20 protein-coding genes are annotated in these 24,997 nt (G+C 72.3%); 16 read left to right on the top strand and 4 right to left on the bottom strand.

Annotated features, from left to right (window positions below; translation table 11 throughout):
* Positions 1-10: 10 nt before the first annotated feature.
* On the bottom strand, positions 11-949 hold the full coding sequence (iolC, locus tag AB0J76_RS06565; protein ID WP_364389005.1) for a 5-dehydro-2-deoxygluconokinase: 939 nt from the start codon (positions 947-949) through the stop codon (positions 11-13).
* A 225-nt stretch (positions 950-1,174) separates the two neighbouring features.
* On the opposite strand from iolC, the gene AB0J76_RS06560 reads away from it, so the two are divergent.
* From AB0J76_RS06560 to AB0J76_RS06545, 4 genes are read left to right on the top strand one after another with little or no spacing between them, the layout of a single operon-like run.
* A complete protein-coding gene (locus tag AB0J76_RS06560) occupies positions 1,175-2,353 on the top strand; it encodes a CehA/McbA family metallohydrolase (RefSeq protein ID WP_352322716.1) in 1,179 nt (392 codons plus the stop codon).
* Positions 2,344-3,243, top strand: coding sequence for a TIM barrel protein (locus AB0J76_RS06555; protein WP_352322715.1), 900 nt, complete (start codon positions 2,344-2,346; stop codon positions 3,241-3,243). The genes AB0J76_RS06560 and AB0J76_RS06555 overlap by 10 nt, the downstream gene beginning before the upstream one ends.
* Positions 3,240-4,328 (top strand): Gfo/Idh/MocA family oxidoreductase, encoded by a 1,089-nt coding sequence (locus AB0J76_RS06550; protein ID WP_352322714.1) that lies wholly within the window; start codon positions 3,240-3,242, stop codon positions 4,326-4,328. The genes AB0J76_RS06555 and AB0J76_RS06550 overlap by 4 nt, the downstream gene beginning before the upstream one ends.
* Complete coding sequence (locus AB0J76_RS06545) at positions 4,319-7,045, top strand: alpha-mannosidase (protein ID WP_352322713.1); 2,727 nt, start codon at positions 4,319-4,321, stop codon at positions 7,043-7,045. The genes AB0J76_RS06550 and AB0J76_RS06545 overlap by 10 nt, the downstream gene beginning before the upstream one ends.
* Positions 7,046-7,055: 10 nt before the next feature.
* Here AB0J76_RS06545 and AB0J76_RS06540 read toward each other — a convergent pair whose 3' ends face one another.
* On the bottom strand, positions 7,056-8,510 hold the full coding sequence (locus AB0J76_RS06540) for a PucR family transcriptional regulator (protein WP_352322712.1): 1,455 nt from the start codon (positions 8,508-8,510) through the stop codon (positions 7,056-7,058).
* Between the two features lie 70 nt (positions 8,511-8,580).
* Between AB0J76_RS06540 and speB the strand changes: the two genes are divergently transcribed.
* From speB to AB0J76_RS06525, 3 genes are read left to right on the top strand one after another with little or no spacing between them, the layout of a single operon-like run.
* Positions 8,581-9,513, top strand: coding sequence for an agmatinase (speB, locus tag AB0J76_RS06535; RefSeq protein WP_352322711.1), 933 nt, complete (start codon positions 8,581-8,583; stop codon positions 9,511-9,513).
* A complete protein-coding gene (locus AB0J76_RS06530; protein ID WP_352322710.1) occupies positions 9,510-11,015 on the top strand; it encodes a cytosine permease in 1,506 nt (501 codons plus the stop codon). Before speB ends, AB0J76_RS06530 begins: the two co-directional genes overlap by 4 nt.
* Positions 11,015-11,671 (top strand): cyclase family protein, encoded by a 657-nt coding sequence (locus tag AB0J76_RS06525; RefSeq protein ID WP_352322719.1) that lies wholly within the window; start codon positions 11,015-11,017, stop codon positions 11,669-11,671. The genes AB0J76_RS06530 and AB0J76_RS06525 overlap by 1 nt, the downstream gene beginning before the upstream one ends.
* On the opposite strand, the gene AB0J76_RS06520 is transcribed toward AB0J76_RS06525, so the two are convergent.
* Positions 11,668-12,159: an Lrp/AsnC family transcriptional regulator gene (locus AB0J76_RS06520; protein WP_352322709.1), complete on the bottom strand. Its 492-nt coding sequence runs from the start codon at positions 12,157-12,159 to the stop codon at positions 11,668-11,670. The two genes, AB0J76_RS06525 and AB0J76_RS06520, sit on opposite strands and share 4 nt — an antisense overlap.
* Before the next feature lie 203 nt (positions 12,160-12,362).
* Here AB0J76_RS06520 and AB0J76_RS06515 point away from each other — a divergent pair, with 203 nt between their 5' ends.
* The 9 genes from AB0J76_RS06515 to AB0J76_RS06475 all read left to right on the top strand — a co-directional run bounded on the left by AB0J76_RS06515 (position 12,363) and on the right by AB0J76_RS06475 (position 22,288).
* Positions 12,363-13,796 carry a gamma-aminobutyraldehyde dehydrogenase gene (locus AB0J76_RS06515; protein ID WP_352322708.1) on the top strand — a complete coding sequence of 478 codons (1,434 nt, stop codon included), beginning with the start codon at positions 12,363-12,365 and terminating at the stop codon, positions 13,794-13,796.
* Between the two features lie 15 nt (positions 13,797-13,811).
* Complete coding sequence (locus tag AB0J76_RS06510; protein ID WP_352322707.1) at positions 13,812-14,879, top strand: ABC transporter ATP-binding protein; 1,068 nt, start codon at positions 13,812-13,814, stop codon at positions 14,877-14,879.
* Between the two features lie 48 nt (positions 14,880-14,927).
* Positions 14,928-16,121, top strand: coding sequence for a spermidine/putrescine ABC transporter substrate-binding protein (locus tag AB0J76_RS06505; RefSeq protein WP_352322706.1), 1,194 nt, complete (start codon positions 14,928-14,930; stop codon positions 16,119-16,121).
* A 2-nt stretch (positions 16,122-16,123) separates the two neighbouring features.
* Positions 16,124-16,975 carry an ABC transporter permease gene (locus AB0J76_RS06500; protein WP_352322705.1) on the top strand — a complete coding sequence of 284 codons (852 nt, stop codon included), beginning with the start codon at positions 16,124-16,126 and terminating at the stop codon, positions 16,973-16,975.
* A 14-nt stretch (positions 16,976-16,989) separates the two neighbouring features.
* Complete coding sequence (locus tag AB0J76_RS06495) at positions 16,990-17,784, top strand: ABC transporter permease (protein ID WP_352322704.1); 795 nt, start codon at positions 16,990-16,992, stop codon at positions 17,782-17,784.
* A 176-nt stretch (positions 17,785-17,960) separates the two neighbouring features.
* Positions 17,961-19,355, top strand: a complete 1,395-nt coding sequence (locus AB0J76_RS06490) for an FAD-dependent oxidoreductase (RefSeq protein WP_352322718.1) — start codon at positions 17,961-17,963, stop codon at positions 19,353-19,355.
* A 60-nt stretch (positions 19,356-19,415) separates the two neighbouring features.
* Entirely contained in the window at positions 19,416-20,309 is an 894-nt protein-coding gene (locus tag AB0J76_RS06485) for an alpha/beta hydrolase (RefSeq protein ID WP_352322703.1), read from the top strand.
* Positions 20,310-20,348: 39 nt separating this feature from the next.
* Complete coding sequence (locus AB0J76_RS06480; RefSeq protein ID WP_352322702.1) at positions 20,349-21,293, top strand: zinc-binding dehydrogenase; 945 nt, start codon at positions 20,349-20,351, stop codon at positions 21,291-21,293.
* Between the two features lie 176 nt (positions 21,294-21,469).
* On the top strand, positions 21,470-22,288 hold the full coding sequence (locus AB0J76_RS06475) for a serine hydrolase (protein WP_352322701.1): 819 nt from the start codon (positions 21,470-21,472) through the stop codon (positions 22,286-22,288).
* A 44-nt stretch (positions 22,289-22,332) separates the two neighbouring features.
* Here the strand turns inward: AB0J76_RS06475 and AB0J76_RS06470 are convergent, their stop codons facing one another.
* The gene (locus AB0J76_RS06470) at positions 22,333-24,897 is read right to left on the bottom strand and encodes a PEP/pyruvate-binding domain-containing protein (protein WP_352322700.1); all 2,565 of its coding nucleotides are present in this window, start codon (positions 24,895-24,897) and stop codon (positions 22,333-22,335) included.
* Between the last annotated feature and the right edge of the window lie 100 nt (positions 24,898-24,997).

Raw genomic sequence — 24,997 nt, 5'->3', positions numbered from 1 at the left:
GTGAGGTCGCTCACCTGGGCACCTCGTTCAGCAGCTCGTGCACCTCGTCGGTGGTGGGCATGGCGTCGGCGCAGGCCAGCCGGGCGGCCACGAACGCGCCGGCGGCGCCGGCGAAGCGGATCGTGCGCTCCAGCGGCCAGCCGCGCAGCAGCCCGAGACAGACGGCGCCGCCGAACGCGTCCCCGGCGCCGATGCCGTTGACCACCTTCACCTCGACCGGCTCGGCCACGACGGTCCCGGTGGCGGTGCGGGCCAGGACGCCGTCGGGGCCCATCTTGACGATCGCCACCTCGACCCCGGCGTCGAGCAGGGCCTGCGCCGCCGCCTCCGGCTCGCGCACGCCCACGGCGGTCTCCACCTCGTCCAGGTTGCCGACGGCCACGTTCGCGTGCGGCAGCGCCTCGCGCGCCGCCGCGCGGGCGGCCGCGCGGGACTCCCACAGCGCCGGACGGTGATCGAGGTCGAACACGGTCCAGCCGGAGGTGCGGGCCGACAGGGCGGCGGCGTGGGCGGCGCGGCTCGGCTCCTTGCTCAGGCCGGTGAGGGAGAACCAGAACAGGCCGGTCGAGCGGATGGCGTCGAGGTCGAGGTGGCCGGGGGTGAGGCGCAGGTCGGGCGGGTGCTCGCCGCGGTAGAACCAGATGGGGAAGTGGTCGGGCGGGAAGATCTCGCAGAACGTGACCGGGGTGGCCGGGCCCTCGATGACGCTCACGTAGGCGTCGTCCACGCCGAAGTCGCGGATGGCCCGTCGGACGTACGCGCCGAAGGGGTCGGCGCCCACCGCGGTGATCACCGCCGAGCGCAGCCCGTGACGCGCCGCCGCGACGGCGACGTTGGTCGGGCTGCCGCCGAGGAACTTGCCGAAGGTCTCGACGTCGGCCAGCCCGACGCCGGTCTGCAGCGGATAGACGTCGACGCCGCAGCGGCCGATCGTGATCAGGTCGTACAACGCACCTCCAGAGGACGCACCCTACCTCGACACTATGGCATATTGTCATGACATAAGGATGTCCGCTATGTTGTTGATGATCCTTCAGGACGGGCCACCGTCACCTCACTTCTGTAGTGTCGGGCGGTGAGGAGGTTCGCTCATGTTCGTCCCCAACGGCGTCCATCACGAACAGCACATCACCAAGCTCTCTTTCCGCCCCGCCTCAGGCAAGGGCGGACCGGCGTGAAAGGCCACTGGAGCCTGGACGACCGGCTGGAGCGGTCGTTGCGCGAGGTGCCCTTCGAGGTGCCCGCCGGGTCGGAGTCCGTCACCGTGCGGCTCGACTACGACCGGTCGCAGGGCGTGCTCGACCTCGGCTGCGGCTCGCCGGGCGGCTTCCGCGGCTGGTCGGGGGGTGCGCGCTCGGAGTTCACGATCACCCGCGGCTGGGCCACCCCCGGCTACCTGCCCGGCGTCCCCGAGCCCGGCGCCTGGCACGTGTGGCTCGGGCTGCACCGCGTGCCGCCGCAGGGGCTCGACTTCAGCCTGGAGATCTCGGCCGCGCGCACGGCCCCGCCGGAGCCGGTCGCCGCCGAGCCGCCGCCCGGCGAACGGCCGCCGCGCAGGGACGTGCCCGACGTCGGCGGGTTGCGCTGGTTCGCCGGTGACTTCCACGCGCACACCGTCCACAGCGACGGCGCGCTCACCGTCGCCGAGCTGGCCGAGCTGGCCCGCGGCCGGGGGCTCGACTTCCTGGCGGTCACCGACCACAACACCGTCAGCCACCACCCCTGGCTGCGCGCGACCGACCGCGGCGTCACGCTCATCCCCGGCCAGGAGGTCACCACCGACCGCGGCCACGCCAACGTGTTCGGCGAGGTCGGCTGGGTGGACTTCCGGCGGCCCGCCGACTCCTGGACCGAGCACGCCGGGCGCGCCGGCGGCCTGATCTCGATCAACCACCCGCTGGGCGGCGACTGCGCCTGGCTGCTGCCGGTCGGCGAGCGCCCGAGGGTGGCCGAGGTGTGGAGCTCCGGGTGGTGGGACCGCCGCTGGGGCGCGCCGCTGGCCTGGGCCGACGCCTGGCGCGACGACGTGGTGGCGATCGGCGGCAGCGACTTCCACCGGCCCGGCAGCGACGGCCTCCCGGGCGCGCCGACCACGTGGGTGCTGGCCGAGGAGCCGGGCGCGGTGCTCGACGGCGTGCGCGCCGGGCGCACCGCGGTCTCGGCGGCACCGGACGCGCCGCTGCTGCTGCGGCTGGGCGACGAGCTGCTCGCGCTCGACGCCGACGGCCTGGTGCTGGTCCGCCCCGGCGGCGCCCGCCAGGTCGTACGCGGCGAGCGGGCGCTGCTTCCCGCGACCGAGGGACGCCACCGCCTGGAGACCCACGAGAACGAGGTGATCGCCCTATGCGAGTGAGGAGAGTCGCGAACGCGCCGGTGAGCTTCGGCGTGTTCGAGCTCAGCGACGCGCCGCCGCCCCTGGGCCCCGACGACATGGTCCGCGCGCTGGCCGAGGCCGGTTACGCGGGCATCGACTCCGGGCCCATCGGCTATCTCGGCACCGGCCCCGGCCTGGCCGCCCGGCTGTCGGCGCACGGCCTGCTGCTCGCCGGCGGCTGGGTCGACCTGCGTTACGGCGACGCCGAGGCGTACCGGCGGGGGCTGCCTGCGCTGGAGGCGGCGCTCGACGTGTTCGCCGCCGCGCCGCAGGCGCCCGCCCTCTTCGCGCCGCGGCCCACGCTGGCCTGCTCGGGCTCGCCCGAGAGGTTCGCCAGGCCCGGCGGGAGCGTCCCCGGGCTGCCCGCCGCCGACTGGCCCGGATACGCCGCCCGCGTCCAGGACGCCGCCGACCGCTGCCGCGAACGCGGCCTGGAACCCGCCTTCCACCACCACCTCGGCACCTACGTCGAGACCCCCGACGACGTCGAGCGCCTTCTGGAGCTGACCGACGTCCAGCTCTGCCTGGACACCGGCCACCTGCTGCTGGCCGGCGGAGACCCGGTCGCGGCGCTGCGCGCGTGGGCCGGCCGCGTCGGGCACGTGCACGTCAAGGACGGCGACACCGGGATCCTGGCCGCCGCCCTGGACGACGGCGCCGACCTGCGCGAGCTGATGGCCAGGGGCGGCTTCACCCGTCTGGGCGACGGCGAGCTCGACCTGCCCGGGGTCGTGGCGGCGCTCGACGCCATCGGCTACGAGGGCTGGATCGTGGTCGAGCAGGACACCATGCCGGGCCGCCGCCCGGTCGGGCGGAACATCGCCGACCAGGCGGCCAACCGCGAGCGGCTGAGGGAGCTGGGCCTGTGAGGATCGCGCTGGTCGGGTGCGGGGCCGTCACCCAGGCGGTCTACGTGCCGCTGTTGTCCAGGCGGCGGGACCTGTTCCAGGTGAGCGCCGTCTGCGACCTGTCGCGCACGCTGGCCGACGTCGTCGGCGACCGGCTGGGCGCGCCCCGGCGCTACACCTCCCTGGCGAAGATGCTGGCCGACGGCGGGTTCGAGGCCGTGGTGGTGCTGGCCTCCGGCTCCCACGGCGAGACCGTGCGCCGGGCGCTGGCCGCCGGGTACGCCGTGTTGTGCGAGAAGCCGCTCGCGCTGACCAGGGCGGAGGTGGCGGCGTTGCCCGAGGGGCGGCTGATGGTCGGCTACATGAAGCAGTACGACCCGGCCGTGCGCCGGGCCGTCGCGCTGCTGGAGGAGCTGGGCGGCCCGGCGGCCGTCCGGTCGGTCGAGGTGACCGTGCTGCATCCCAGCGGGGAGTCGCAGCTGGCGTTCGCGAACCTGGCGCGGGCCGGCGACGTCGACCCCGGCGTGCTCGGCGCGTTGCGCGAGACCGAGGACGCGCTCGTCTCCCGGGCGCTGGGCCAGGCCGCCCCGGAGTCGCTGCGCAACGTGTACGCGGTCTCCCTGGGCTCGATCTGCCACGACCTGTCCCTGCTGCGGCGCTTCACCGGAGCGCCGCGGGAGATCGCGCACGTGGACAGCTGGGGGCCGGCGCCCGGCTCCGTGGAGATCTCCGGTCCGCTGCCCGTGGCGGGCCGGTTCCACATCCGCTGGCACTACCTGGACGGCTACCCCGCCTACCGCGAGACCGTCGCGATCCACCACGACGGGGGCACGCTGGAACTGGTCTTCCCCACGCCCTACCTGATGAACGCGCCCACCACCCTGACCGTGGTCTCCGGGGCCGAGACCCGCGCCGAACACCGCCAGGTGACCGAGGCGTTCGAGGTACAACTGACGGCCTTCCATGCTTATGTGAACGATGGCAGCCCGCCGCTCACCGACGCGGCCGGCGCACTGGAGGACATCGTGACGGCTCAGCGGATCGCCGCCCGCTACGCCGTCCAGCATCGGCTGCCCATCGGAGGGGAGGCGGCGGCATGGACATAGTGGTCGTACCGCACACGCACTGGGACAGGGAGTGGTACGAGCCGTTCCAGCGCTTCAGGCTGCGGCTGGTGGACCTCCTCGACGAGGTGCTCGACACCATGGAACGCGAGCCCGCCTACCACTTCACCCTCGACGGCCAGCTCGCCTGCGTGGACGACTACCTGGAGGTGCGCCCGGAGAACCGGCACCGCGTCGCGGCGCTCGTCGCGTCCGGGCGGCTGGCGGTCGGGCCGTGGCAGATCCTGCTCGACGAGTTCCTGTGCTCGGGCGAGAACATCGTGCGCAACCTCGAACTCGGGCTGGCCGGCGCGGACGAGCTCGGCGGCGCGATGCGGGTGGGCTACCTGCCGGACATGTTCGGTCACACCGCCCAGATGCCGCAGATCCTGCGGCTGGCCGGTCTGGAGCACGCCTGCGTCTACCGCGGGGTGCCGGCGTCGGTGACGACCGACGCCTTCGCCTGGGTGGCCCCCGACGGCACCGCGATCCGCACCCAGTACCTGCCCGAGGGCGGCTACGGCAACGGCGCCCACCTGTTCTCCGACGCCAAGGGGCTGGAGGAGCGGGCGGCGGAGTTCGTCGCCGCCATGCGCGCCTGGCACGGCCCCGAGGGCGAGCTGCTGGCCATGTACGGCGCCGACCACTCGGCTCCCGTGCGCGGGTTGCCGGAGATGGTGGCGGCCGTCGGCGCCCGCATGGACACCTTGTCTGGATATATCGAGAAATTCTCGGGTGACACCGCGGGGCTGCCGCAGGTCGTCGGCGAGCTGCGCTCGCACGCCCGCGCCAACATCCTGCCCGGCGTCATCTCCGTCCGCGCCGCCGTCAAGCAGGCCATGGGCCGGGCCGAGCGCATGGTCGAGCGCTACGCCGAGCCCCTGGCCACGCTCTGGGGCGGCCCGTGGCCCGGCCGGTTCCTCGACATGGCCTGGCGGCGGCTGGTGGAGGCCAGCGGCCACGACTCGGTCACCGGCTGCGGCGTGGACGAGACCGCCCAGCAGGTCGCCGCCCGCATCGCCGAGGCCGAGCAGCTCGGGCAGGCCGTCCGCGACATGGTGACCACGCGGCTGGCGGCGGCGGTGCCGGCCGACGGCGTGCTCGTCGTCAACCCGACGCCGGCCGTGCGCAGCGGCGTGGTGATCGCCGACGTGGCCGGCGGCAGCGGGCCGCTGGTGGACCCCTCCGGCGCGGCGGTGCCCACCCAGCCCCTCGACTGCGCGCCGGTGCTGCTGCTGGACGAGCGCATCGACCCCCTCACCGTGCTGGGCTTCGTGCACGGCACCGAGCTGTACGGCCAGCACATCATCGGCTGGCAGGTGTTCGACGACACCCTCCTCATCACCGTGGGCAGGGAGCCGCGCGGGCCGTTCGACCAGGCCGAGGTGCGCCGCGCGCTCGACGGCGTGACCTACGTCCGCGTCGAGGCCGAGGTCCGGAGCACGGTCGCCGCCTTCGTCGAGGTGCCCGCGCTCGGCCACACGAGCCTGCGCCCAGGCCCGCCCGAGCCCACGTACCCCGCTCCGCTGGCGGAGGTCCGCAACAACGGCCACCACCAGGACTGCTGGCTCTCCTCCGACACCGGCGTCCTGCCCATCAAGGTCAGCTCCACGGTGATGGACAACGGGCTGCTGCGGGTCGAGATCGAGCCCGACGGCACCCTCGGCCTGTTCGGCGAGGACGGCCGGACGATCACCGGCGTGGGCCGCATCGAGGACGGCGGCGACTCCGGCGACACCTACAACCACGCGCCACCCGCCGACGACCTGGTCGTGTCCGAGCCGATCTCGATCGAGGCGGAGATCATCGAAGGCGGCCCGCTCGTCGCCGCCGTGGAGATCACCCGGGTCTACCTGTGGCCGGCGGCGGGCGAGGCCGTCCCGAACACGCCGGAGCTGCCGCCGCCCGCGCGCACCGGCGCGACCGAGGACGTCGTGGTCACCATGCGGGTCGAGCTGCGGGCGGGCGAGCCGTTCGTCCGGCTGCGGGTGTCGTTCGACAACCGGTGCGCGGACCACCGGGTGCGGCTGCACGTGCCGCTGCCCAGGCGGGCCGACCATTCGCTGGCCGAGGGGCAGTTCGCGATCGTGCGGCGGGAGCTGGAGGCGGAGGGCGGCTGCGGCGAGACCCCGCTGCCCACCTTCCCCGCCTCCGGCTGGGTGGCCGCCGGCGGCGTCGCCGCGCTGCTGGAGCACGTCACCGAGTACGAGCTGCTGGACGACGGATACGAGCTGGCCCTCACGCTGCTGCGCTCGGTCGGCTACCTGTCGCGCAACCACAACAGGCTGCGCCCCGAGCCCGCCGGCCCGCAACTGCCGACCCCCGCCGCGCAGTCACGCGGGCCGCACACCGTGTCGCTGGCGCTGATGCCGTACCTGGACTGGCGGGACGTGCCGCCGCAGGCGGAGCTGTACCGGCACGACCTGCTGGTGGTGCCGGGCGGCGGCGACCGCGACCTGACCCCGCCGCCGGCGGCGCACGGCTTGTCGGTGTCCGGTCAGGGCGTGACGATGAGCTCGCTGCGCCGCCGCGACGACTGGCACGAGCTGCGCCTGGTGGCGCTCACCGCGTCCGGCACCGAGGCCGTGGTGCGGGGGGCCTTCACCCGGGCCAGGCGGGCCGGCCTGACCGGCAGCCCCGGCGAGCCGCTGGAGACGGCGGACGGCACCCTCAGGCTGCCGCTGAGGCCGTGGGAGATCGCCACCGTCCAGCTCCGCTGACCCCACGGCCCTAGCACAGGCCGAGCTGGCGGGCCGCGCGCACGGCCAGCCAGACCTCCGCGAACGCCGCGCTGGACGACAGGTCGCGCCCGCTCAGCGCGGCGAACCGGCGCAGCCGGTAGGCCAGCGTGTTGGGGTGGACGTGCAGCGCCGCCGCCGCGTCCTCGACGTGGCGGTTGCGCTCCATCCACGTGCGCACCGACAGCAGCAGCCGCGAGTCGTGGGCCTCGTCGTAGGCCAGCACCTCGCCCAGCACGTGGTCGACCAGGGCCGACAGCGTCGAGGGGTCGTCGGGCAGCCAGCGGCCGGTGGTGTCGTCGCCGTAGTGGACCAGCGCCTTGCCCGACTCGGCGGCGTGCGCGGCCGCCCACACGGCCTCGCGCTGGGCGACCCGCAACGACTCGCCCGGCGGGAACGGCCGGCTCACCCCCGCGCTGACCCCGGGCACGGCGGCCACCGCCGGCCCCAGCTCGGGCGGCCCCAGCAGGTAGTGGTCGTCGCCGCGCCGCAGCAGCAGGTGCGGCAGCTCGCCCACCGCCCGGCGCAGCGCGTCGTCGGGCGCGTGCCGCACGACCAGCAGCACCGACCCGGTCTCCAGGGGCAGGCCCATCCTGGCCAGCCGGCGCCGGGCCGCGGGCGGGTCGAGCACGTCCTGGAGCAGCTCGGCCAGCGTCTCGGCGCCCTCGCGGCGCAGCGTCTCGCGCTCGTGCCTGGCCATGGCGACCTGGAGGGCGGCCACGGTGGCGATGTGCTGGACCACGGCCAGCCCGGCGGGCCGCGCGCCCTCCCGCTCGAAGGCCACCAGGAACCCGGCGGGGCCGCCGGGCGCCGGCACCGGCAGCGCGAAGCCGCCCGGGATCGTGGGCGGCGCGTCGGGCTCGGCGGGCAGCACGTCGAGCGCCGGCACCGGCACGCCGGGCAGCAACGGCCGGCCCTGCGGCGTGCACAGGTAGACGTCGTAGCCGGACAGCCGTTCCAGGCGCTTGAACAGGGTGACGGTGTCGAGGTCTTCGGCGGCCAGCCAGCGCAGCGCGCCGAACACCTGGAGCTGGGCGCCCAGCCGGTGGCTGGCGTCCTCCTGGAGCGCCGCCGCCACCTCCTGCGAGACGGCGATGAACGGCACCGCGAGCGGCACCTCCAGCACCGGCATGCCGCGCTCCTCGGCGGCCTCGAAGAACGCCTGGTGCAGCGGCGGGACGTGCAACTGGGCCGACAGGGCGAGCGCCGAGACCCCCGCGTCGTCGAGGCGTTCGAGGTAGGCGCGCTGCCGGGCGGCCGGGCGCGGCAGCGCGAGCCCGGTCGTCATGATGACCTCGGCGCCGAGCAGCCAGGGCGTCGGATCGGCCAGCTCGCTGACGTGCGCCCACGAGACCGAGCGGGACAGCCCGGCCTCGCCGGCGAGCACGCGGAGCTGGAGAGCGGGGGAGCGGAGAAGGTCTTCGACCGTCAGCTTGTGGTCAGCCACAACACACACCGTATTACTTTGTGGGAGTAACAATTGCCGCAGGTCAGAGGCGTGACGAACACTGACGAGCATGCACATCGGTCCCGTTGACTCCTCTCGGGTCCCGCGTTTCGCCGGGCCCGCCACCTTCGCCCGGCTGCCCCGGCTCGACCAGGTCGAGCGGGCGGACGTGGCCGTCGTGGGCGTGCCCTTCGACGCGGGCGTGTCCTACCGTCCGGGCGCCCGGTTCGGCCCCGCCGCCGTACGGGAGGCCAGCCGGTTGCTGCGGCCCTACCATCCGGGGCTGGACGTCTCGCCGTTCGAGCGCGTCCAGGTCGCCGACGCCGGTGACATCGCGGCGAACCCGTTCGACATCGGCGAGGCCGTCGAGACCATCGAGGCCGCGGCCGACGAACTGGACGCCCGGCTGGTCACCATCGGCGGCGACCACACGATCGCGCTGCCGCTGCTGCGCTCGGCGGCCAGGAAGCACGGCCCGGTGGCGCTGCTGCACTTCGACGCGCACCTCGACACCTGGGACACCTACTTCGGCGCCGAGTACACCCACGGCACCCCCTTCCGCCGGGCGGTCGAGGAGGGCCTGCTCGACACCGAGGCGCTGAGCCACGTCGGCATCCGGGGCCCGCTGTACGGCAAGAAGGACCTGGAGGACGACCGGCGGCTCGGCTTCGGCATCCTGACCGCCGCCGACGTGCTGCGCCGCGGCCTGGACGAGGTCATCGACGTGCTGCGGCAGCGCGTCGGCGACCGCCCGCTCTACGTCTCCGTCGACATCGACGTGCTCGACCCCGCCCACGCCCCCGGCACCGGCACGCCGGAGGCCGGCGGGCTCACCAGCCGGGAGCTGCTGGAGATCCTCCGCGGTCTGGCCGGCTGCCGCCTGATCGGGGCCGACGTGGTCGAGGTGGCCCCCGCCTACGACCACGCCGAGATCACCTCGGTCGCCGCCTCCCACGTGGCCTACGACCTCGTCAGCCTGCTGGCGATGCAGGAGAAGACATGAGCATCACCGAGATCGAGACCTACGGCGTCGAGCGCATCCCCGACGCCGACCGCACCGCCGGGCCGTTCGACCTGTTCCGGGTCGCCTTCGGGGGCGCGAACACGTTCGCCACCTGCGTGCTGGGCGCCTTCCCCATCCTGTTCGGCCTGTCGTTCTGGCAGGGGCTCGCGGCCACCGTGCTCGGCCTGGTGGTCGGGGCGCTGATCCTGGCCCCGCTGTCGCTGTTCGGGCCGCTCAACGGCACCAACAACGCCGTCTCCTCCTCGGCCCACCTGGGCGTGCACGGCCGGGTGGTCGGCTCGTTCCTGTCGCTGCTGACCGCCATCGCGTTCTTCTCGATCTCGGTGTGGTCGTCCGGCGACGCGCTGGTGGGCGGCGCGCACCGGCTCGTCGGGCTGCCCGACACCGACCTGTCCTACGGGGTGGCCTACGCCGTCTTCGCCCTGCTCGTCCTCGTGGTCTGCGTGTACGGCTTCCGCTTCATGCTGTTCGTCAACAAGATCGCGGTCGCGGCGGCGTCGCTGCTGTTCGTGCTCGGGCTGTTCGCCTTCGCCGGGGACTTCGACCCGTCCTATCCCGGGACGCTGGCGGCCGGCGACCCGCTGTTCTGGCCGTCGTTCATCGGCGCGGCGCTGATCGTGTTGTCGAACCCCGTGTCCTTCGGCGCCTTCCTGGGCGACTGGTCCCGCTACATCCCGGCCGCCACCCCGCGCTCCCGCGTGATGGCGGCGGCCTTCCTGTCGCAGATCGCCACCATCCTGCCGTTCTTCTTCGGGCTGGCCACCGCCTCGATCATCGCCGCCAAGGCCGCCGAGTACGTCGACCCGGCCGCGCCCAACTACGTGGGCGGGCTGCTGGCGATCTCGCCGGCCTGGTACTTCGTCCCGGTCTGCCTGATCGCGCTGATCGGCGGCATGTCCACCGGCACCACCTCCCTGTACGGGACCGGGCTCGACTTCTCCAGCGTGTTCCCGCGCTTCTCCCGGGTGCAGGCGACCGTCTTCATCGGCACCCTGTCGATCGTGTTCATCTTCGTCGGGCGCTTCGCGGCCAACCTGACGGCCAGCATCTCCACGTTCGCCACGCTGATCATCACCTGCACCGCCCCCTGGATGGTCATCATGATGCTCGGCTACGTGACCCGCAGAGGCTGGTACGACCCCGACGCCCTGCAGGTCTTCAACCGGCGGCAGCGCGGCGGGCGGTACTGGTTCACCCACGGCTGGAACTGGCGCGGCCTCACGGCGTGGCTGCTCGCGGCCGCCGTGGCGCTGATGTTCGTGAACCTGCCCGGCCAGTTCGTCGGGCCGCTGGGAGACCTGGCCGGCGGCGTGGACGTCTCGCTGCCGCTGGGCCTCGCGGTCGCGGCCGTGCTCTACCTGGCGTTGCTCGCGCTCTTCCCCGAACCGCGCGAGGTGTACGGCCCGCGCGGCCCGCGCCTGGTGCGCTCGGCCGACACACCGATCCTGCCCATCGTGGACGCGGCAGAATCGATGGCGTGATGGAACTCGTCGACCTGTCGGTGCCCGTCGAGACCGGGATGCCCGTCTATCCGGGCGACCCCGAGGTCTCGGTCGCCCCGGCGCTCACCGTCGCCCGCGACGGCGTCAACGTGCTGGGCCTGCACCTCGGCTCGCAGTCGGGCACCCACGTCGACGCCCCTTTCCACATCGACGACGCGCTGCCGGCGCTCGGCGCCCTGCCGCTGTCCCGCTTCGCCGGGCCCGCCGTGGTGGCCGACGCCCGGGGGCTCGCGCCCCGGTCGCCGATCGGGGCCGGGCTGCTCGACGGCCCGGCCCGGCCGTCCGGCGGCCAGGCGCCGATCGTGCTGGTCGCGACCGGCTGGTCGGCCCACTGGGGTGGCGAGTCGTACCTGGGCCACCCCTTCCTCACCGAGGAGGCCGCCACGCTGCTGGTCGAGCGGGGCGTGCGCACGGTCGGCATCGACGCGCTGAGCGTCGATCCCACGCCAGCCGACGACTTCCCGGCCCACCGCGTCCTGTGCGGGGCGCACGCCGTGATCGCCGAGAACCTCACCGGCCTCGACCGGCTGCTGGACGCCCAGGCCCGGGGGCGGCCGATCGAGGTCTGGATGATGCCGCTGCGGCTCGACGGCGCCGACGGCGCGCCCGTGCGGGCCGTGGCGCGGATCGGTTAGCGCGTGCCCCAGGAGTACGACTGCTTGCGCAGCTTCAGGTACACGAACGACTCCGTGGCCCGGACGGCGGGGATGGCCCGGATCTTGCTGAGGATCTCCAGCAGGTGCCCGTCGCCCTCGCAGACCACCTCGACGATCACATCGAAGGAGCCCGCCGTGAGCACCACGTAGTCGATCTCCTCGATGGCCGACAGCTCGTCGGCCACCGACTCCAGGTCGCCCTCGCAGTTGACCCCGATCATCGCCTGGCGGGGGAAGCCGAGGGTGAGGGGGTCGGTGACCGCGACGATCTGCATCACCCCGGCGTCCTGCAACCGCTGGACGCGCTGACGGACCGCGGCCTCGGAGAGCCCGACGGCCTTGCCGATCGCCGCGTAGGGCATGCGCCCGTCTGACTGGAGCTGCTCGATGATCTGCTTGGAGAGATCGTCGAGCACGACGGGCCCGGAACTGGCGTTGTTTCGTCGTACGCGGGGCGGCGTCGTCATGTCAGAGGAATCCTCCTAGCGGTCCGGCGTTACGGGGGCGTTCCCGCTCGATTGCCGTCCTGGTGCGACATGTTGTCAGTTCTTGGCGGTGTGTCAAGCGAATTCGTAGCAATTTGATATCTTCACCACGAAATCCCTTGTCCAGATGCATCTGCTCTGTAAGAGTCGCGGCATCTCAGCCACCTCAACGAGGAGGTCGTGCATTGACCACCCGTCTGCAGAACTTCATCAACGGTGAGTTCGTGGACGCCCAGAGCGGCCGGTTCTCCGACATCATCGACCCTTGCACGGGAGAGGCCTACCTTCAGGCCCCGATCTCCGGCGTCGAGGACGTCGACGCGGCCTACGCCGCGGCGGCCGCCGCGTTCGAGTCGTGGGGTCGGACCACCCCCGGTGAGCGGGCGAACCTGCTGCTCAAGGTCGCCGACGCGATCGACGCCCGGGCCGACGAGATCAACGAGGCCGAGTGCCTCAACACCGGCAAGCCCCGCGCCCGCATGGCCGAGGACGAGACGCCGGTAGCGGCCGACCACTTCCGCTTCTTCGCCGGCGCCGCGCGCACCCTGGAGGGGCCCACGGCCGGGGAGTTCCTCGCCGAGCACACCAGCGTCATCAGGCACGAGCCCATCGGCGTCGTCGGCCAGGTCACCCCCTGGAACTACCCGATGATGATGGCCGTGTGGAAGATCGCCCCGGCGCTGGCCGCCGGGAACACGATCGTCCTCAAGCCGTCGGACACCACCCCGGCCTCCACGCTCAAGCTGGCCGAGATCGTCGGCTCGGTGCTGCCGCCCGGCGTCTTCAACGTCGTCACCGGCGACCGCGAGACCGGCGCGCTCGTCGTGGGCCACCCGACCGCCGCCATGGTGGCGATCACCGGGTCCGTCGGCGCGGGCATGGCGGTCGCCAAGAGCGCCGCCGACGACCTCAAGCGGGTGCACCTGGAGCTCGGCGGCAAGGCGCCGGTCGTGGTCTTCGAGGACGTCAAGGACCTCGCCAAGGCCGCCGCCGACATCGCCGGCGCCGGTCTCTACAACGCCGGCCAGGACTGCACCGCGGCCTGCCGCGTGCTCGTCCAGGAGAGCGTGCACGACGAGTTCGTGGCCGCGCTGACCGAGGCCGCCGCCGCGACCGTGACCGGCGACCTGGACAACGAGGAAGCGCTCTACGGCCCGCTCAACAACGAGAACCAGCTCGCCAGGGTCCAGGGCTTCATCGACCGGGTCCCCGGCCACGCCAAGGTGCTCACCGGCGGCAACCGGGTCGGCGACAAGGGCTACTTCTTCGCCCCGACCGTCGTGGACGGCCTGCGGCAGGACGACGAGATGGTGCAGAACGAGGTCTTCGGCCCCGTCATCACCGTCCAGACGTTCACCGACGAGGCCGACGCGCTGGCCAAGGCCAACGACGTGAAGTACGGCCTGTCCAGCTCGGTGTGGACCTCCGACCACGGCCGCGCCATGCGCATGTCGAACCGCCTCGACTTCGGCGTGGTCTGGGTCAACACGCACATCCCGTTCGTCTCGGAGATGCCGCACGGCGGCTTCAAGCACTCCGGGTACGGCAAGGACCTGTCGGTGTTCGGTCTGCACGACTACACCAGGGTCAAGCACGTCATGCACTACATCGGCGAATAAGGACGAACCCTGGACATGACCGAGCTATCCGCGATTCAGCTTGAGGACGTCGTCAAGGAGTACCTCTCGCACGGCGAGGTCGTCCAGGCGGTCAAGGGTGTGTCGCTGGACATCGCCGAGGGGGAGTTCTTCTCCCTCCTCGGCCCGTCCGGATGCGGCAAGACCACGACCATGAGGATGATCGCCGGCTTCGAGGAGCCCACCAAAGGGCTCGTGAGGCTGCACGGCAAGGACGTCACCGACGTCCCGCCGAACAAGCGCGACGTCAACATGGTCTTCCAGTCCTACGCCCTGTTCCCGCACATGAGCGTGTGGGACAACGTGGCGTTCGGCCTGAAGCAGCGCAAGACGCCGCCGGAGGAGATCCGGCGGCGGGTCGGCGAGATGCTGGAGATCGTCGACCTGACCGGCCGGGAGAAGCGCCGGCCGCGCGAGATGTCCGGCGGCCAGCAGCAGCGCGTGGCGCTGGCCCGCGCGCTGGTCAACCGGCCGCGGGCGCTGCTGCTCGACGAGCCCCTGGGCGCGCTCGACCTCAAGCTGCGCCAGGCCATGCAGATCGAGCTCAAGCGCATCCAGCGCGAGGTCGGCATCACGTTCGTGTACGTGACGCACGACCAGAACGAGGCTCTGACCATGAGCGACAGGATCGCCGTGATGAACGACGGGCTGGTCGAGCAGCTGGCGAGCCCGCGGGAGATCTACGAACGGCCGGCCACCGCGTTCGTGGCGGGGTTCATCGGCACCTCCAACCTGATCACCGGGACGGTGACCGGCGGGGTGCTGGCGATCGGCGGCGGCCGGGTGCTGGTGCCGGACCACGAGGGCGACGTGACGGTGACCGTCCGCCCCGAGAAGATCACGATCTGCGCGGACGAGCCGGGACCCGGGCTGAGCGCCGTCCCCGGGACCGTCACGGAGATGGTCTACCTGGGCACCTCCAACAGCTACGCGGTGAAGCTCGCCGACGGGGCCGACATCACCGTGTTCGAGCAGAACGCGCATGACGCGACGGCGACCGCGGAGCGGGGCGACTCCGTGTGGCTGTCGTGGGAGGCGCAGCACTCTTATGTGATTGGAAGTTGATAGCACCCCATGAACCCCCGCCAGATCACCCCCGCCCTCCTGAGGGGCATGACCCAGCCCCGCACCCGCCGCGACTTCTTCCGTGTCACCGGCCTGTCCGCCGCCGGCCTCGCGCTCGCCGCCTGCGGCGTCCAGGGCCAGAAGGCCGCCCCTCCGAAGGCCGACGCCGTCCAGGACTACTGGTCCAAGCAGAGCAAGCACGGCAAGCTCGTCTTCGCCAACTGGCCCGAGTACATGCCCGAGGACCAGGCCCCGCTGAAGAAGTTCACCCAGACCACCGGGATCTCCGTGGAGTACAAGGAGGTCATCCAGGAGAACGCGGAGTTCTTCGGCAAGGCCGACCCCGTGCTCCGCGCCGGCCAGTCGCTCGGCTACGACATCATCGTGATGACCAACGGCGTGCAGCTCCAGCACATGGTCGAGCTCGGCTACATCGTGCCGCTCGACCACAGCCGGATGCCGAACTTCCTGGCCAACGCCGGTGAGAAGTACAAGGAACGCGCCTACGACCCGGGCAACCAGTACACGATGCCCTACTCCTCGGGCGTGACCGGCATCGCGTACAACACCAAGTACGTCAAGGACGACATCACCAGCATCGAGGCCCTGTTCGACCCCAAGTACAAGGGGCGGGTCGGGATGATGGCCGACGCGCAGGAGATCGGCAACTTCGGCATGTTCGCGCTGGGCGTCGATCCGGAGAAGTCGACCGAGGCCGACTGGAAGAAGGCCGGGGAGAAGCTCAAGCAGCAGCGTGACGCGGGAATCGTCCGGAAATATTACGACCAGAGCTACATCGACGCGGTCTCCAAGGGCGACGTCTGGCTGACCATGGCCTGGTCGGGCGACGTCTTCCAGCGGCAGCTCGCCGGCGAGCCGGTCAAGTTCGTGGTGCCGGCGGAGGGCGGCACGATCTGGACCGACAACATGCTCATCCCCAAGGGCGCGGCCAACCCCGTGGACGCGCTCACCCTCATGGACTACCTGTACCAGCCCGCGGTGGCCGCCGAACTCGACGAGTTCATCCAGTTCGTCACCCCGGTGCCGGCCGTGCAGGACCTCATGCGCGAGAAGGCCACGACGGCCAAGGGCGAGGACAAGAAGGCCCTGGAGGACATGGTGGACAGCTCGCTCATGTTCCCCTCGGAGGCCGACTACGCCAAGCTGCGCACCTACACCACGCTGACCACCCAGCAGGAGCAGGTGTTCAACTCCATCTTCCAGTCGATCACCCAGGCATAGCCATGAAACGGCTCACCCCCTACCTGCTCGCCCTGCCGAGCTGGCTGTGGCTGGCGATCTTCCTGATCGTGCCCATGGTGGCGATGGCGTCGGTCTCGCTCCAGACGGGCAACGCCATCGACGGCTATGCGATGACGTTCAGCTTCTCCAACTACGCCGACGCGCTCGGCAGGTACAGCGACCAGCTGCTGCGCTCGCTCCTGTACGGCGGCCTGGCCACGGTGGCCATGCTGGTGATCGGGTACCCGGTGGCGTACTGGATCGCCTTCAAGGGCGGCAGCCGCAAGTCGGTGTACCTGTTCCTGCTGCTGCTGCCGTTCTTCGTCTCGTTCGTGCTGCGGACGATCTCGTGGAACTTCCTGCTGGCCGACAACGGCATCCTGTTCGGGACGCTGAAGGGCTGGGGGCTGCTGCCGGAGGGCTTCCACGTGCTGGCCACGACCGTGGCCGTGGTGGGCGGGCTCACCTACAACTTCCTGCCGTTCATGATCCTGCCGATCTACGTGGCCCTGGAGCGGGTGGACCCGCGGGTGGTGGAGGCGGCCCAGGACCTGTACGCCACCCGCGCCGGGGCCTTCCGCCGGGTGGTGCTGCCGCTGTCGCTGCCCGGCGTCTTCGCCGGGGTGCTGATGACGTTCGTGCCCGCGACCGCCGACCCGGTCAACGCGCAGATCCTCGGCGGCACGGCCAACACCATGATCGGCAACATCATCCAGACCGAGTACCTGACCAACCTCGACTACCCGACCGCCTCGGCGCTGTCGTTCACGCTGATGGCGATCCTGCTGGTGGGCATCTTCGTCTACGCCCGCGCGCTCGGCACCGAGAACGTCCTGGAGGCGGCGGCGCGATGAGCGGCGAGCGAGCAATGAGCAGGGGCGCGCGGGGCAGGTTCGGCGACCGCCTGCTGCACGTCTACACCTGGCTGATCATCCTGTGGCTGTCGTCGCCGATCGCGGTCATGATCCTGTTCGGCTTCAACGACAAGAAGAGCAAGTCGAACACGAGCTGGCAGGGCTTCACCCTCAAGTGGTACGGCGAGCTCTTCGAGATCTCCGACCTGACCACGGCGCTGCGCAACTCCATCGTGATCGCCCTGGTCAGCACCGTGATCACGGTCGTCATCGGGACGATGCTGGGCCTGGCCGTCGGCCGGCACCGCTTCCGCGGCCTCGGCGCCACGAACTTCCTGGTCTTCGCCGCCATCTCCACGCCGGAGCTGGTGATGGGGGCCTCGCTGCTGTCGCTGTTCGTCTCCGGCAACGTGCCGCGCGACGGCAACACGATCATCGTCGCGCACGTGCTGTTCTCGCTCTCCTTCGTCGTGGTGACGGTCAGGGCGCGGGTCATCACGCTCGACCCGTCGCTGGAGGAGGCGGCCAAGGACCTCGGCGCGACCGCCTGGGGCACGTTCCGGCAGGTGACGCTGCCCTCGATCATGCCGGGCGTGCTCGCGGGCGCGATGCTCTCCTTCGCGCTGTCGATCGACGACTACGTGGTGACGAGCTTCGTCAACGGCTCGACCGTCACCTTCCCCCTGTGGATCGTGGGTGCGGTGAAGACCGGCATTCCACCGCAGGTCAACGTGATGGGTACGCTCATCTTCGGGATCGGTGTGCTGATCGCCGTGGCGAACGCCGTGGCCGCAAGACGCCGCGCCTAGGATCTGCTCCAACAGGCTTTCCCCCCGCGATCCGGCGGGGGGATTGGTGTATTCCGACCAAGAACAGGGAGGCGAGATCGGATTTCGGCGGGGGGAACCCGCGCGTGATCACATCATGCTTTTGGATCCCGCAATCAACAAAGAACAACTGAGACTTTCGTAGGGAAGTGGGATTTGTGGATCCGCTGAAGGCGCTGGCTGACGCGGAGCGCAAGCCGTACTGGCTGGACAGCCCGGCCAGACCCGAGCCGCGCGCGCGGCTCATCGGAAACACCGACGCCGACCTGGTCGTCGTCGGCGGAGGCTTCTCGGGGCTCTGGACGGCCCTGATGGCCAAGGAACGTGACCCTTCGCTGGACGTGGTCCTGCTCGAAGGACGCAGGATCGGCTGGGCGGCGACCGGCCGCAACGGCGGGTTCTGCATGGCGACCCTCACCCATGGCCTGGCCAACGGCCTGGAACGGTGGCCGGAGGACATCGGCCGCCTCGAACGCATGGGCGTGGACAACCTCGACGAGATCGAGCGCACGCTGGAGCGGCACGGCATCGACTGCTCCTTCGAGCGCACCGGAGAGCTGCACGTGGCCACCGAGCCGTGGCAGCTCGACTCGCTGGGCGAACACCTGGACCTGATCTCCGAGCTCGGGCTCGACTACGTGCCCATGGACGAGCGGCAGGTGCGGGCCGAGGTCAACTCGCCGACCTACCTGGGCGGCCTGTGGGAGCGCAGCGGCTGCGCCATGCTGGACCCGGCGCGGCTGGCCTGGGGGTTGCGCGAGGCGTGCCTGCGGCTCGGCGTACGGGTCTTCGAGCGCAGTCCGGTGCGTTCGCTGCGCGACGACGGCACGACGATCACCCTGCGCACCCCGTACGGGTCGGTGACGGGTCGCCGGGTGGCGCTGGGCACGGGGGTCTTCCCGCCCCTGCTGCGCAGGCTCAAGCACTTCGTCGTCCCGGTGTACGACTACGCCCTGATGACCGAGCCGCTGACCGCGGCCCAGCTCGCCGAGGTGGGCTGGCACAACCGGCAGGGCGTCGGCGACTCGGGCAACCAGTTCCACTACTACCGGCTCACCGACGACAACCGCATCCTGTGGGGCGGCTACGACGCGGTCTACTACAACGGCGGCCTGGTCAAGCCGGAGTACGAGCAGCGCGACGAGACGTTCGTCAAGCTCGCCGAGCACTTCGCCACCACGTTCCCGCAGCTGTCCGAGGTGCGCTTCACGCACCGCTGGGGCGGCGTGATCGACACCTGCAGCCGCTTCAGCGCCTTCTACGGCACGGCGCACGGCGGCCGGCTGGCCTACGCCGTGGGCTACACCGGCATGGGCGTCGGAGCCACCAGGTTCGGCGCGAACGTGATGCTGGACCTGCTGTCGGGGGAGGCCACCGAGCGGACCGAGCTGCGGATGGTCAAGGAGAAGCCGGTCCCGTTCCCGCCCGAGCCGGTCCGGTCGGGGGTGATCCAGTTCACCCGGTGGTCGATCGCCCAGGCCGACCAGCATCAGGGCAGGCGCAACCTGTGGCTGCGCACGCTCGACAGGATGGGCCTCGGGTTCGACTCCTGATCCGGTGATCCGAGGGGGCGCCGGGCCCGCCCGCCGCGGGCCTGGCGCACACTTGTCACCATGAAAGTCGAGTTCGCCGCCGACGGCGTGCGCCTGACCGGTGACCTGCGCACGCCCGAGGGCACGGGCCCCTGGCCGGGGCTGGTGCTCACCGGGCCGTTCACCGGGGTGCGCGACCAGGTCACCGGCCTGTACGCCGAACGGCTGGCCCGGCGCGGCTACGTGACGCTGTCCTTCGACCACCGCAACTGGGGCGAGTCCGGCGGCGAGCCGCGCGGGCACGAGGATCCGCAGGGCAAGCTGGCCGACCTGCGGGCGGCGGTGTCGCTGCTGCGCTCGCGCCCCGAGGTGGACGGCGACCTGATCGGCGCGGTCGGCATCTGCCTGGGCGCCGGGTACGCGCTGAGGTTCGCCGCCTTCGACCCGCGCGTACGGGCGTTCGCGGGCATCGCCGGGGCCTACAACAACCCGTACACGATGCGGTCCGGCATGGACTACCAGGCGGCGCTGGCCGGGTTCGCCGGCGTGCTGGAACGGCAGGACCGGGGCGGCCCGGTCGAGTACCTGCCCGCCGTGGCCGAGGAGGGCGAGGCCGCGATGCCGGGCGACGAGCCGTTCGCCTACTACGGCACCGAGCGCGGCGCCTCCGCCTCCTGGCGGAACGCGGTGACCCGGGCCGGGCTGCGCGAGCTGATCACCATGGACAACATGATGGGCGCCGACTTCCTGTCGCCGAAGCCCGCCCTGATCGTGCACGGCGTGATCGACAGGTTCTGCCCGCCGGAGGGGGCCGAGGAGGCGTTCAAGCGGCTCGACCAGCCCAAGAGGCTCGTCTGGGTGGACGCCAAGCAGCACATCGACCTCTACGACCGCGAGCCGTACGTCTCGCAGGGCGTGGACGCCACCGCGGACTTCCTCGCCGAGCACCTCCGGCCGGGCGGCTCCGGAGACTGACGTCTACGCTGGGGGGTATCGCGCGGAATGGGGGGATTCATGCGTGCCATCCAGTTCACCCGCTTCGGCGGCCCGGAGGTGCTCGAAGAGGCCGAGGTGCCCGACCCGGTCGTGGGACCGGGCCAGGTGCTGGTCGACGTCGAGGCCGCCGGGCTGAACTTCGCCGACGTGCGGCAGATCTCCGGCCACTACTCCGCCCCCGACCGCCTGCCGCACATCCCCGGCAGCGAGGTCGTCGGGCTCGATCCCCGGGGGCGGCGGGTGATGGGCTTCACCGCCAACGGCTACGCCTCCAGGGCCGTCCTGGACGAGGGCGACGTCGTGGTGGTGCCCGGCTCGCTGCGGGCGGGGGAGGCGCTGGCGCTGCTCGTCCAGGGGCTCACCGCCTGGCACCTGCTGCGCTCGTCGGCGCGGCTCAGGGAGGGCGAGAGCGTGGTCGTCCACTCCGGCGCGGGCGGCGTCGGCAGCCTGGCCGTGCAGCTCGCCAAGGTGTTCGGCGCCGGACGCGTGATCGCCACCGCCTCCACCGAGGACAAACGTTCGCTCGCCCTCGACCTCGGCGCGGACGCCGCCGTGGACGGCGCGGCCGACGGGTACGCCGAGCGCGTCATCGAGGCCAACGGCGACCGGCCGGTGGACGTCGTGCTCGACGCCGTGGGCGGCGCGGTCTTCGACGCGGCGCTGACCGTGCTCGCCCCCTTCGGGCGGCTGGTCAGCTACGGGTCGTCGTCGGGGGAGCAGGCCCGGCCGGTCGAGGTCGGCCGGCTCACCGCGGGCAACCTCGCCGTCCTCGGGTTCTGGCTGCGTCCGCTGCGGGGGCGGCGGGAGATGGTAGGGCCCCCGCTGGGCGAGCTGCTCGCGCTGACCGCGGCCGGGCGGCTGCGGCCGCTGGTGGGCGGCGAGTACCCGCTGGCGGAGGCGGGCCGGGCCGTGGCCGACCTGGCCGGACGGCGAACTGTCGGCAAGGTGGTGCTCCTGCCCTGACGGGCGGGGTGTGACCAATGCCGCCACTGGGCAGAAAGTGATCAAAACCCCCGGGACGTGACGATCACGGGGGTTTGCGCGTGTGGTGGAGATGGCCGGCTGTCGTGGTGGTTTGGGGGCTCGCGGCCGGAGGCGCGGCCGGGTGCGCGACCGGACGGCTGCCGGAGGTGCCCGGTGTGCGGAAGGCGCCGGTGGCGGTCGGCCGTTGCGTCCTGAAATTTCATGACAAGAGGGCGGGGAGGGCGGCCCGCGACCGGCTTGCCCACGACATCGAGCAGTACCTGTCCAGACGCCCGGGACGGGTCGCCTACAGCATGCTGGAGCTCGACACCGGCATCACCCTGGGCCGCGGCGAGCACCAGCACGACATGATCACCGCCAGCGGCGTCAAGGTGGACATCCTGACGGCGCTCGTGCTCGGCCGCGGCGGCCTGGGCGAGGAGGAACGCGACCTGGCCGAGCGCATGATCACCGAGAGCGACAACGGCGCGGCCGACGCGTTGTGGGGCCGGGTCGGCGGCGCGATGGGCGAGTTCTACCGGCGTATGGGCCTGACCGAGACCGTTCCGGGGCCCGGCGTCTTCTGGGGCGGCACCAACACCAGCCCCGCCGACCGCATCCGCCTGCTCCGGGCGCTGGTGGAGGGCGCCGAGGGCCTGTCCGGCCGCGACCGCGACCTCGTGCTCGGCCTGATGGGACGCGTGGTCAAGGACCAGTCGTGGGGGATCAGCGCGGCCGCCCGTCCGGTGGACCGGGTGGCGTTGAAGAACGGCTGGACGCCACGCCCGTTCATCCACAACACCTGGGCGGTGACCAGCTACGGCCGCGTCGTCGGGCCGGGGCGCGACCTGCTGCTGGCGGTGCAGACCGACGAGCAGCCGGGGGAGGGGGCGGGCATCGAGACCATCGAGGGGGTGGCCCGGATGATCGGCTCCCGCCTCGACCAGCTGTCGCCGACGATGATCCGGTCCTGCCCGAGGAACCCGCGTCCCTGACGGCGCCCTCCCGCCCTCCCGGACCGCCGGAAGGCCCGGCCTCCTCAGGCGACCGTGCCCGCGGTGCCGTCCACCGTGACGGTCTGGCCCGTACGGAGCCGTTCGACCGCGTGCGCGACGCCGACGACGGCCGGGATGCCGTACTCGCGGGCCACCACCGCGCCGTGCGAGTTCGACCCGCCCATCTCCATGACCAGCCCGCCCGCGGTCAGGAACAGCGGCGTCCAGCCGGGATCGGTGGACGGGCAGACCAGGATCTCGCCGGGCTCCAGGCGCGCGCCCACGGGATCGAGCACCACCCTGGCCACGCCGGTCACCTGGCCGGGCGAGGCGGGCGAGCCGGTCAGGGCGCCCTCGGCCGGCTGCCCGGAGGCGACGGCCTCGGGCTCGGTGCCGTCCGACAACAACAGCCGCGGCACGTGCCGGCGGCGCAGCTCCCGCTCGTGGCGCTCGCGCCGGACGGCGACCCGCCCGCGCAGGTCCCGGCCGGACTTGGCCTCCGCCAGGGTCAGGAAGAACACGTCGCCGGGCGCGTCGAGCAGCCCCCGGCCGGCCAGCTCGCGGCCCACGTCGAGCAATTGGGCGCGCAGCGCGGCGAAGATCCGCACGATGAGGAACTTCGGCAGCTCCCGCACCCCGACCAGCTGCCTGGCCCGGCCCAGCGCGAAGCGCACCACCCGGCCGCGCAGGCCGCCCACCCGCCCGGCCAGCTCCTCGACCATCGCCTCGGCCTCGGCCGCGCCCTTCGCGAACAGCACGTCGGGGGCCAGGGCCGGATCCTCCAGGCGCAGGTAGTTGGCGAGCATGCCGATGACCTGCGTGGGGTCCTCCGACCAGCGGGGGAGGCCGAGGTCGATCTCGGCGACCGCGCGGTGGCCGTACTCGTCGAGGAAGGCGCGGACGGGGGCCGGCAGCGGCTCGCGGGCCAGCAGCTCGGGCGGCTCGGCCAGGAAGCGGGCGGCCACCTCCGGGTCCTCGCGCAGCCGCCGGGCCAGCGCCCACAACGCCAGGTCCATCTCGGTGGTCACGTTCCTGGGCGCGCCGCGCAGGACGGTCTGCAGCTCGCCCGGGGCGGCCCTGCCCTTCAGCAGCCGCGCGGCCAGCAGCAGCATGGGCAGCGCGGCGGCGGCCACCGGGAAGACCCGCGGCGCGATCGGCACGACCTCGCGGATCAGCGTCCTGGCCACGTGGTCCACGCGTTCGGTCAGGCTCGCGCCGGGCGGCGGGGCGAGCCTGGACAGGTGGGCGTCGGCCTGCCGGCGCACCCGCCGCTCCGCGCCCGCCGGATCGGCCAGCCCCCGGACGAACGTGACCGGCAGACGATGGCGCACCGTGATCGCGGCCAGCCGGCGGACGAACGGCCAGACCGAGCGCCGGGTGACGCCGAGGCGCGGGTCGTCGAACAGGCCGCGCAGCAACCGCGCCGACCTGGCCTCCATGACGTCGAACACGCGCGGCACGATCGCCCGGCCCACCCTGCTCCGCAGCACCCCCGTGAGGTCGACGAACAGCCGCCCGCCCGCCTCGGCGAAGGCCGGGGCGCCGGCCAGCGGCGCGGCCACGGGGAAGCCGAACAGGCCGGACACCCCGGCGGACACGGCCCGCGCCGCCGCCATCCCCATCGGCGTGAACGGTCGCAGGACGCCCTGGGCGACGCTGAAGCAGAAGTAGGCGCGCAGCCCCTCGCCCCGATGCCCGGCGGGCAGCGGGAACAGCGTGGTGATGGGCCTGGCCTGGGTCAGCCAGAGCGTGCCCGCCTGGTCGAAGGCCCATTCGAGGTCCTGCGGCACGCCGTAGAGCTCTTCGACCCGGGCGCCGAGCGTGGCCAGCTCGCGCAGCTCGTCGTCGGTCAGGCACGGCTCGGCGCCGGCGTCGGCCGTCTCGTGGACGACGCCGCCGTCCGGCAGGGGGCGCACGGCCAGGCGTTTGTCGCCGATCCGCCGCTCCAGGACGCGCCCGCTGTCCGGGTCGATGAGGAAGTGGTCGGGGTTGACCGCGCCCGACACCACGGACTCGCCCAGGCCGGGGGCGGCGTCGACGACCGCCCGCCGGCGGCGTCCGGTGACGGGGTCGGCGGTGAACAACACGCCGGCCGTCCGGGCGTCCACCATGCGCTGGACGACCACGGCCAGGCTGACCGCCCGGTGGTCGATGCCGTTGGACTCGCGGTAGGCGACCGCGCGATCGGTCCAGAGCGAGGCCCAGCAGCGGCGTACCGCGTCGAGCACCGCCTCCGGTCCGGTCACGTTGAGGAAGGTGTCCTGCTGGCCGGCGAAGCTGGCGTACGGGAGGTCCTCGGCGGTGGCCGACGAGCGCACCGCCACCGGGCCGCCGGACAGGGGCTCGGGCAGGGTCTCGGACAGGGCATCGAGCACGGCCCGCGCGAGGCCGGCGGGGATCGTGGCGTCGAGGATGTGCTTGCGGGCCGCGGCCGCGTGCGTCACGTCGCCGAGGCCGGCGGTGATCGCGCGGTACGCCTCCGTCGTGACGCAGAATCCCGGCGGGACGGGCAGCCCCGCCCTGGTGAGGACGCCGAGGTTGGCCGCCTTGCCGCCCACCAGCGCGAGCATCGAGCCGTCGATGTCAGGAAATTTCAGGATCGCATCCATGTCACTGCCTCCAGACTTCCGACGGTAAATCTCAACATCGTTGAAGTCAACGACAAATGAATTAAGTCGCCCGATTCCTGCAATAGGATCGGCTCTCGTC

The organism is Nonomuraea sp. NPDC049624, from assembly GCF_040675255.1.
GTDB lineage: Bacteria > Actinomycetota > Actinomycetes > Streptosporangiales > Streptosporangiaceae > Nonomuraea.
Note: the sequence above shows the minus strand (reverse complement) of the source record. Positions and strands in the feature narration are given on the sequence as shown.

Excerpts from the sequence above, each read along its gene's own strand:
- AB0J76_RS06530 (WP_352322710.1), top strand. The coding sequence starts at position 9,510 with ATGAGCATCACCGAGATCGAGACCTACGGCGTCGAGCGCATCCCCGAC.
- AB0J76_RS06520 (WP_352322709.1), bottom strand. The coding sequence starts at position 12,159 with ATGACGACGCCGCCCCGCGTACGACGAAACAACGCCAGTTCCGGGCCC.
- AB0J76_RS06485 (WP_352322703.1), top strand. The coding sequence starts at position 19,416 with ATGAAAGTCGAGTTCGCCGCCGACGGCGTGCGCCTGACCGGTGACCTG.
- AB0J76_RS06555 (WP_352322715.1), top strand. The coding sequence starts at position 2,344 with ATGCGAGTGAGGAGAGTCGCGAACGCGCCGGTGAGCTTCGGCGTGTTC.
- AB0J76_RS06480 (WP_352322702.1), top strand. The coding sequence starts at position 20,349 with ATGCGTGCCATCCAGTTCACCCGCTTCGGCGGCCCGGAGGTGCTCGAA.
- AB0J76_RS06510 (WP_352322707.1), top strand. The coding sequence starts at position 13,812 with ATGACCGAGCTATCCGCGATTCAGCTTGAGGACGTCGTCAAGGAGTAC.
- AB0J76_RS06470 (WP_352322700.1), bottom strand. The coding sequence starts at position 24,897 with ATGGATGCGATCCTGAAATTTCCTGACATCGACGGCTCGATGCTCGCG.
- AB0J76_RS06495 (WP_352322704.1), top strand. The coding sequence starts at position 16,990 with ATGAGCAGGGGCGCGCGGGGCAGGTTCGGCGACCGCCTGCTGCACGTC.
- AB0J76_RS06545 (WP_352322713.1), top strand. The coding sequence starts at position 4,319 with ATGGACATAGTGGTCGTACCGCACACGCACTGGGACAGGGAGTGGTAC.
- AB0J76_RS06505 (WP_352322706.1), top strand. The coding sequence starts at position 14,928 with ATGACCCAGCCCCGCACCCGCCGCGACTTCTTCCGTGTCACCGGCCTG.
- AB0J76_RS06500 (WP_352322705.1), top strand. The coding sequence starts at position 16,124 with ATGAAACGGCTCACCCCCTACCTGCTCGCCCTGCCGAGCTGGCTGTGG.
- AB0J76_RS06525 (WP_352322719.1), top strand. The coding sequence starts at position 11,015 with ATGGAACTCGTCGACCTGTCGGTGCCCGTCGAGACCGGGATGCCCGTC.
- speB (WP_352322711.1), top strand. The coding sequence starts at position 8,581 with ATGCACATCGGTCCCGTTGACTCCTCTCGGGTCCCGCGTTTCGCCGGG.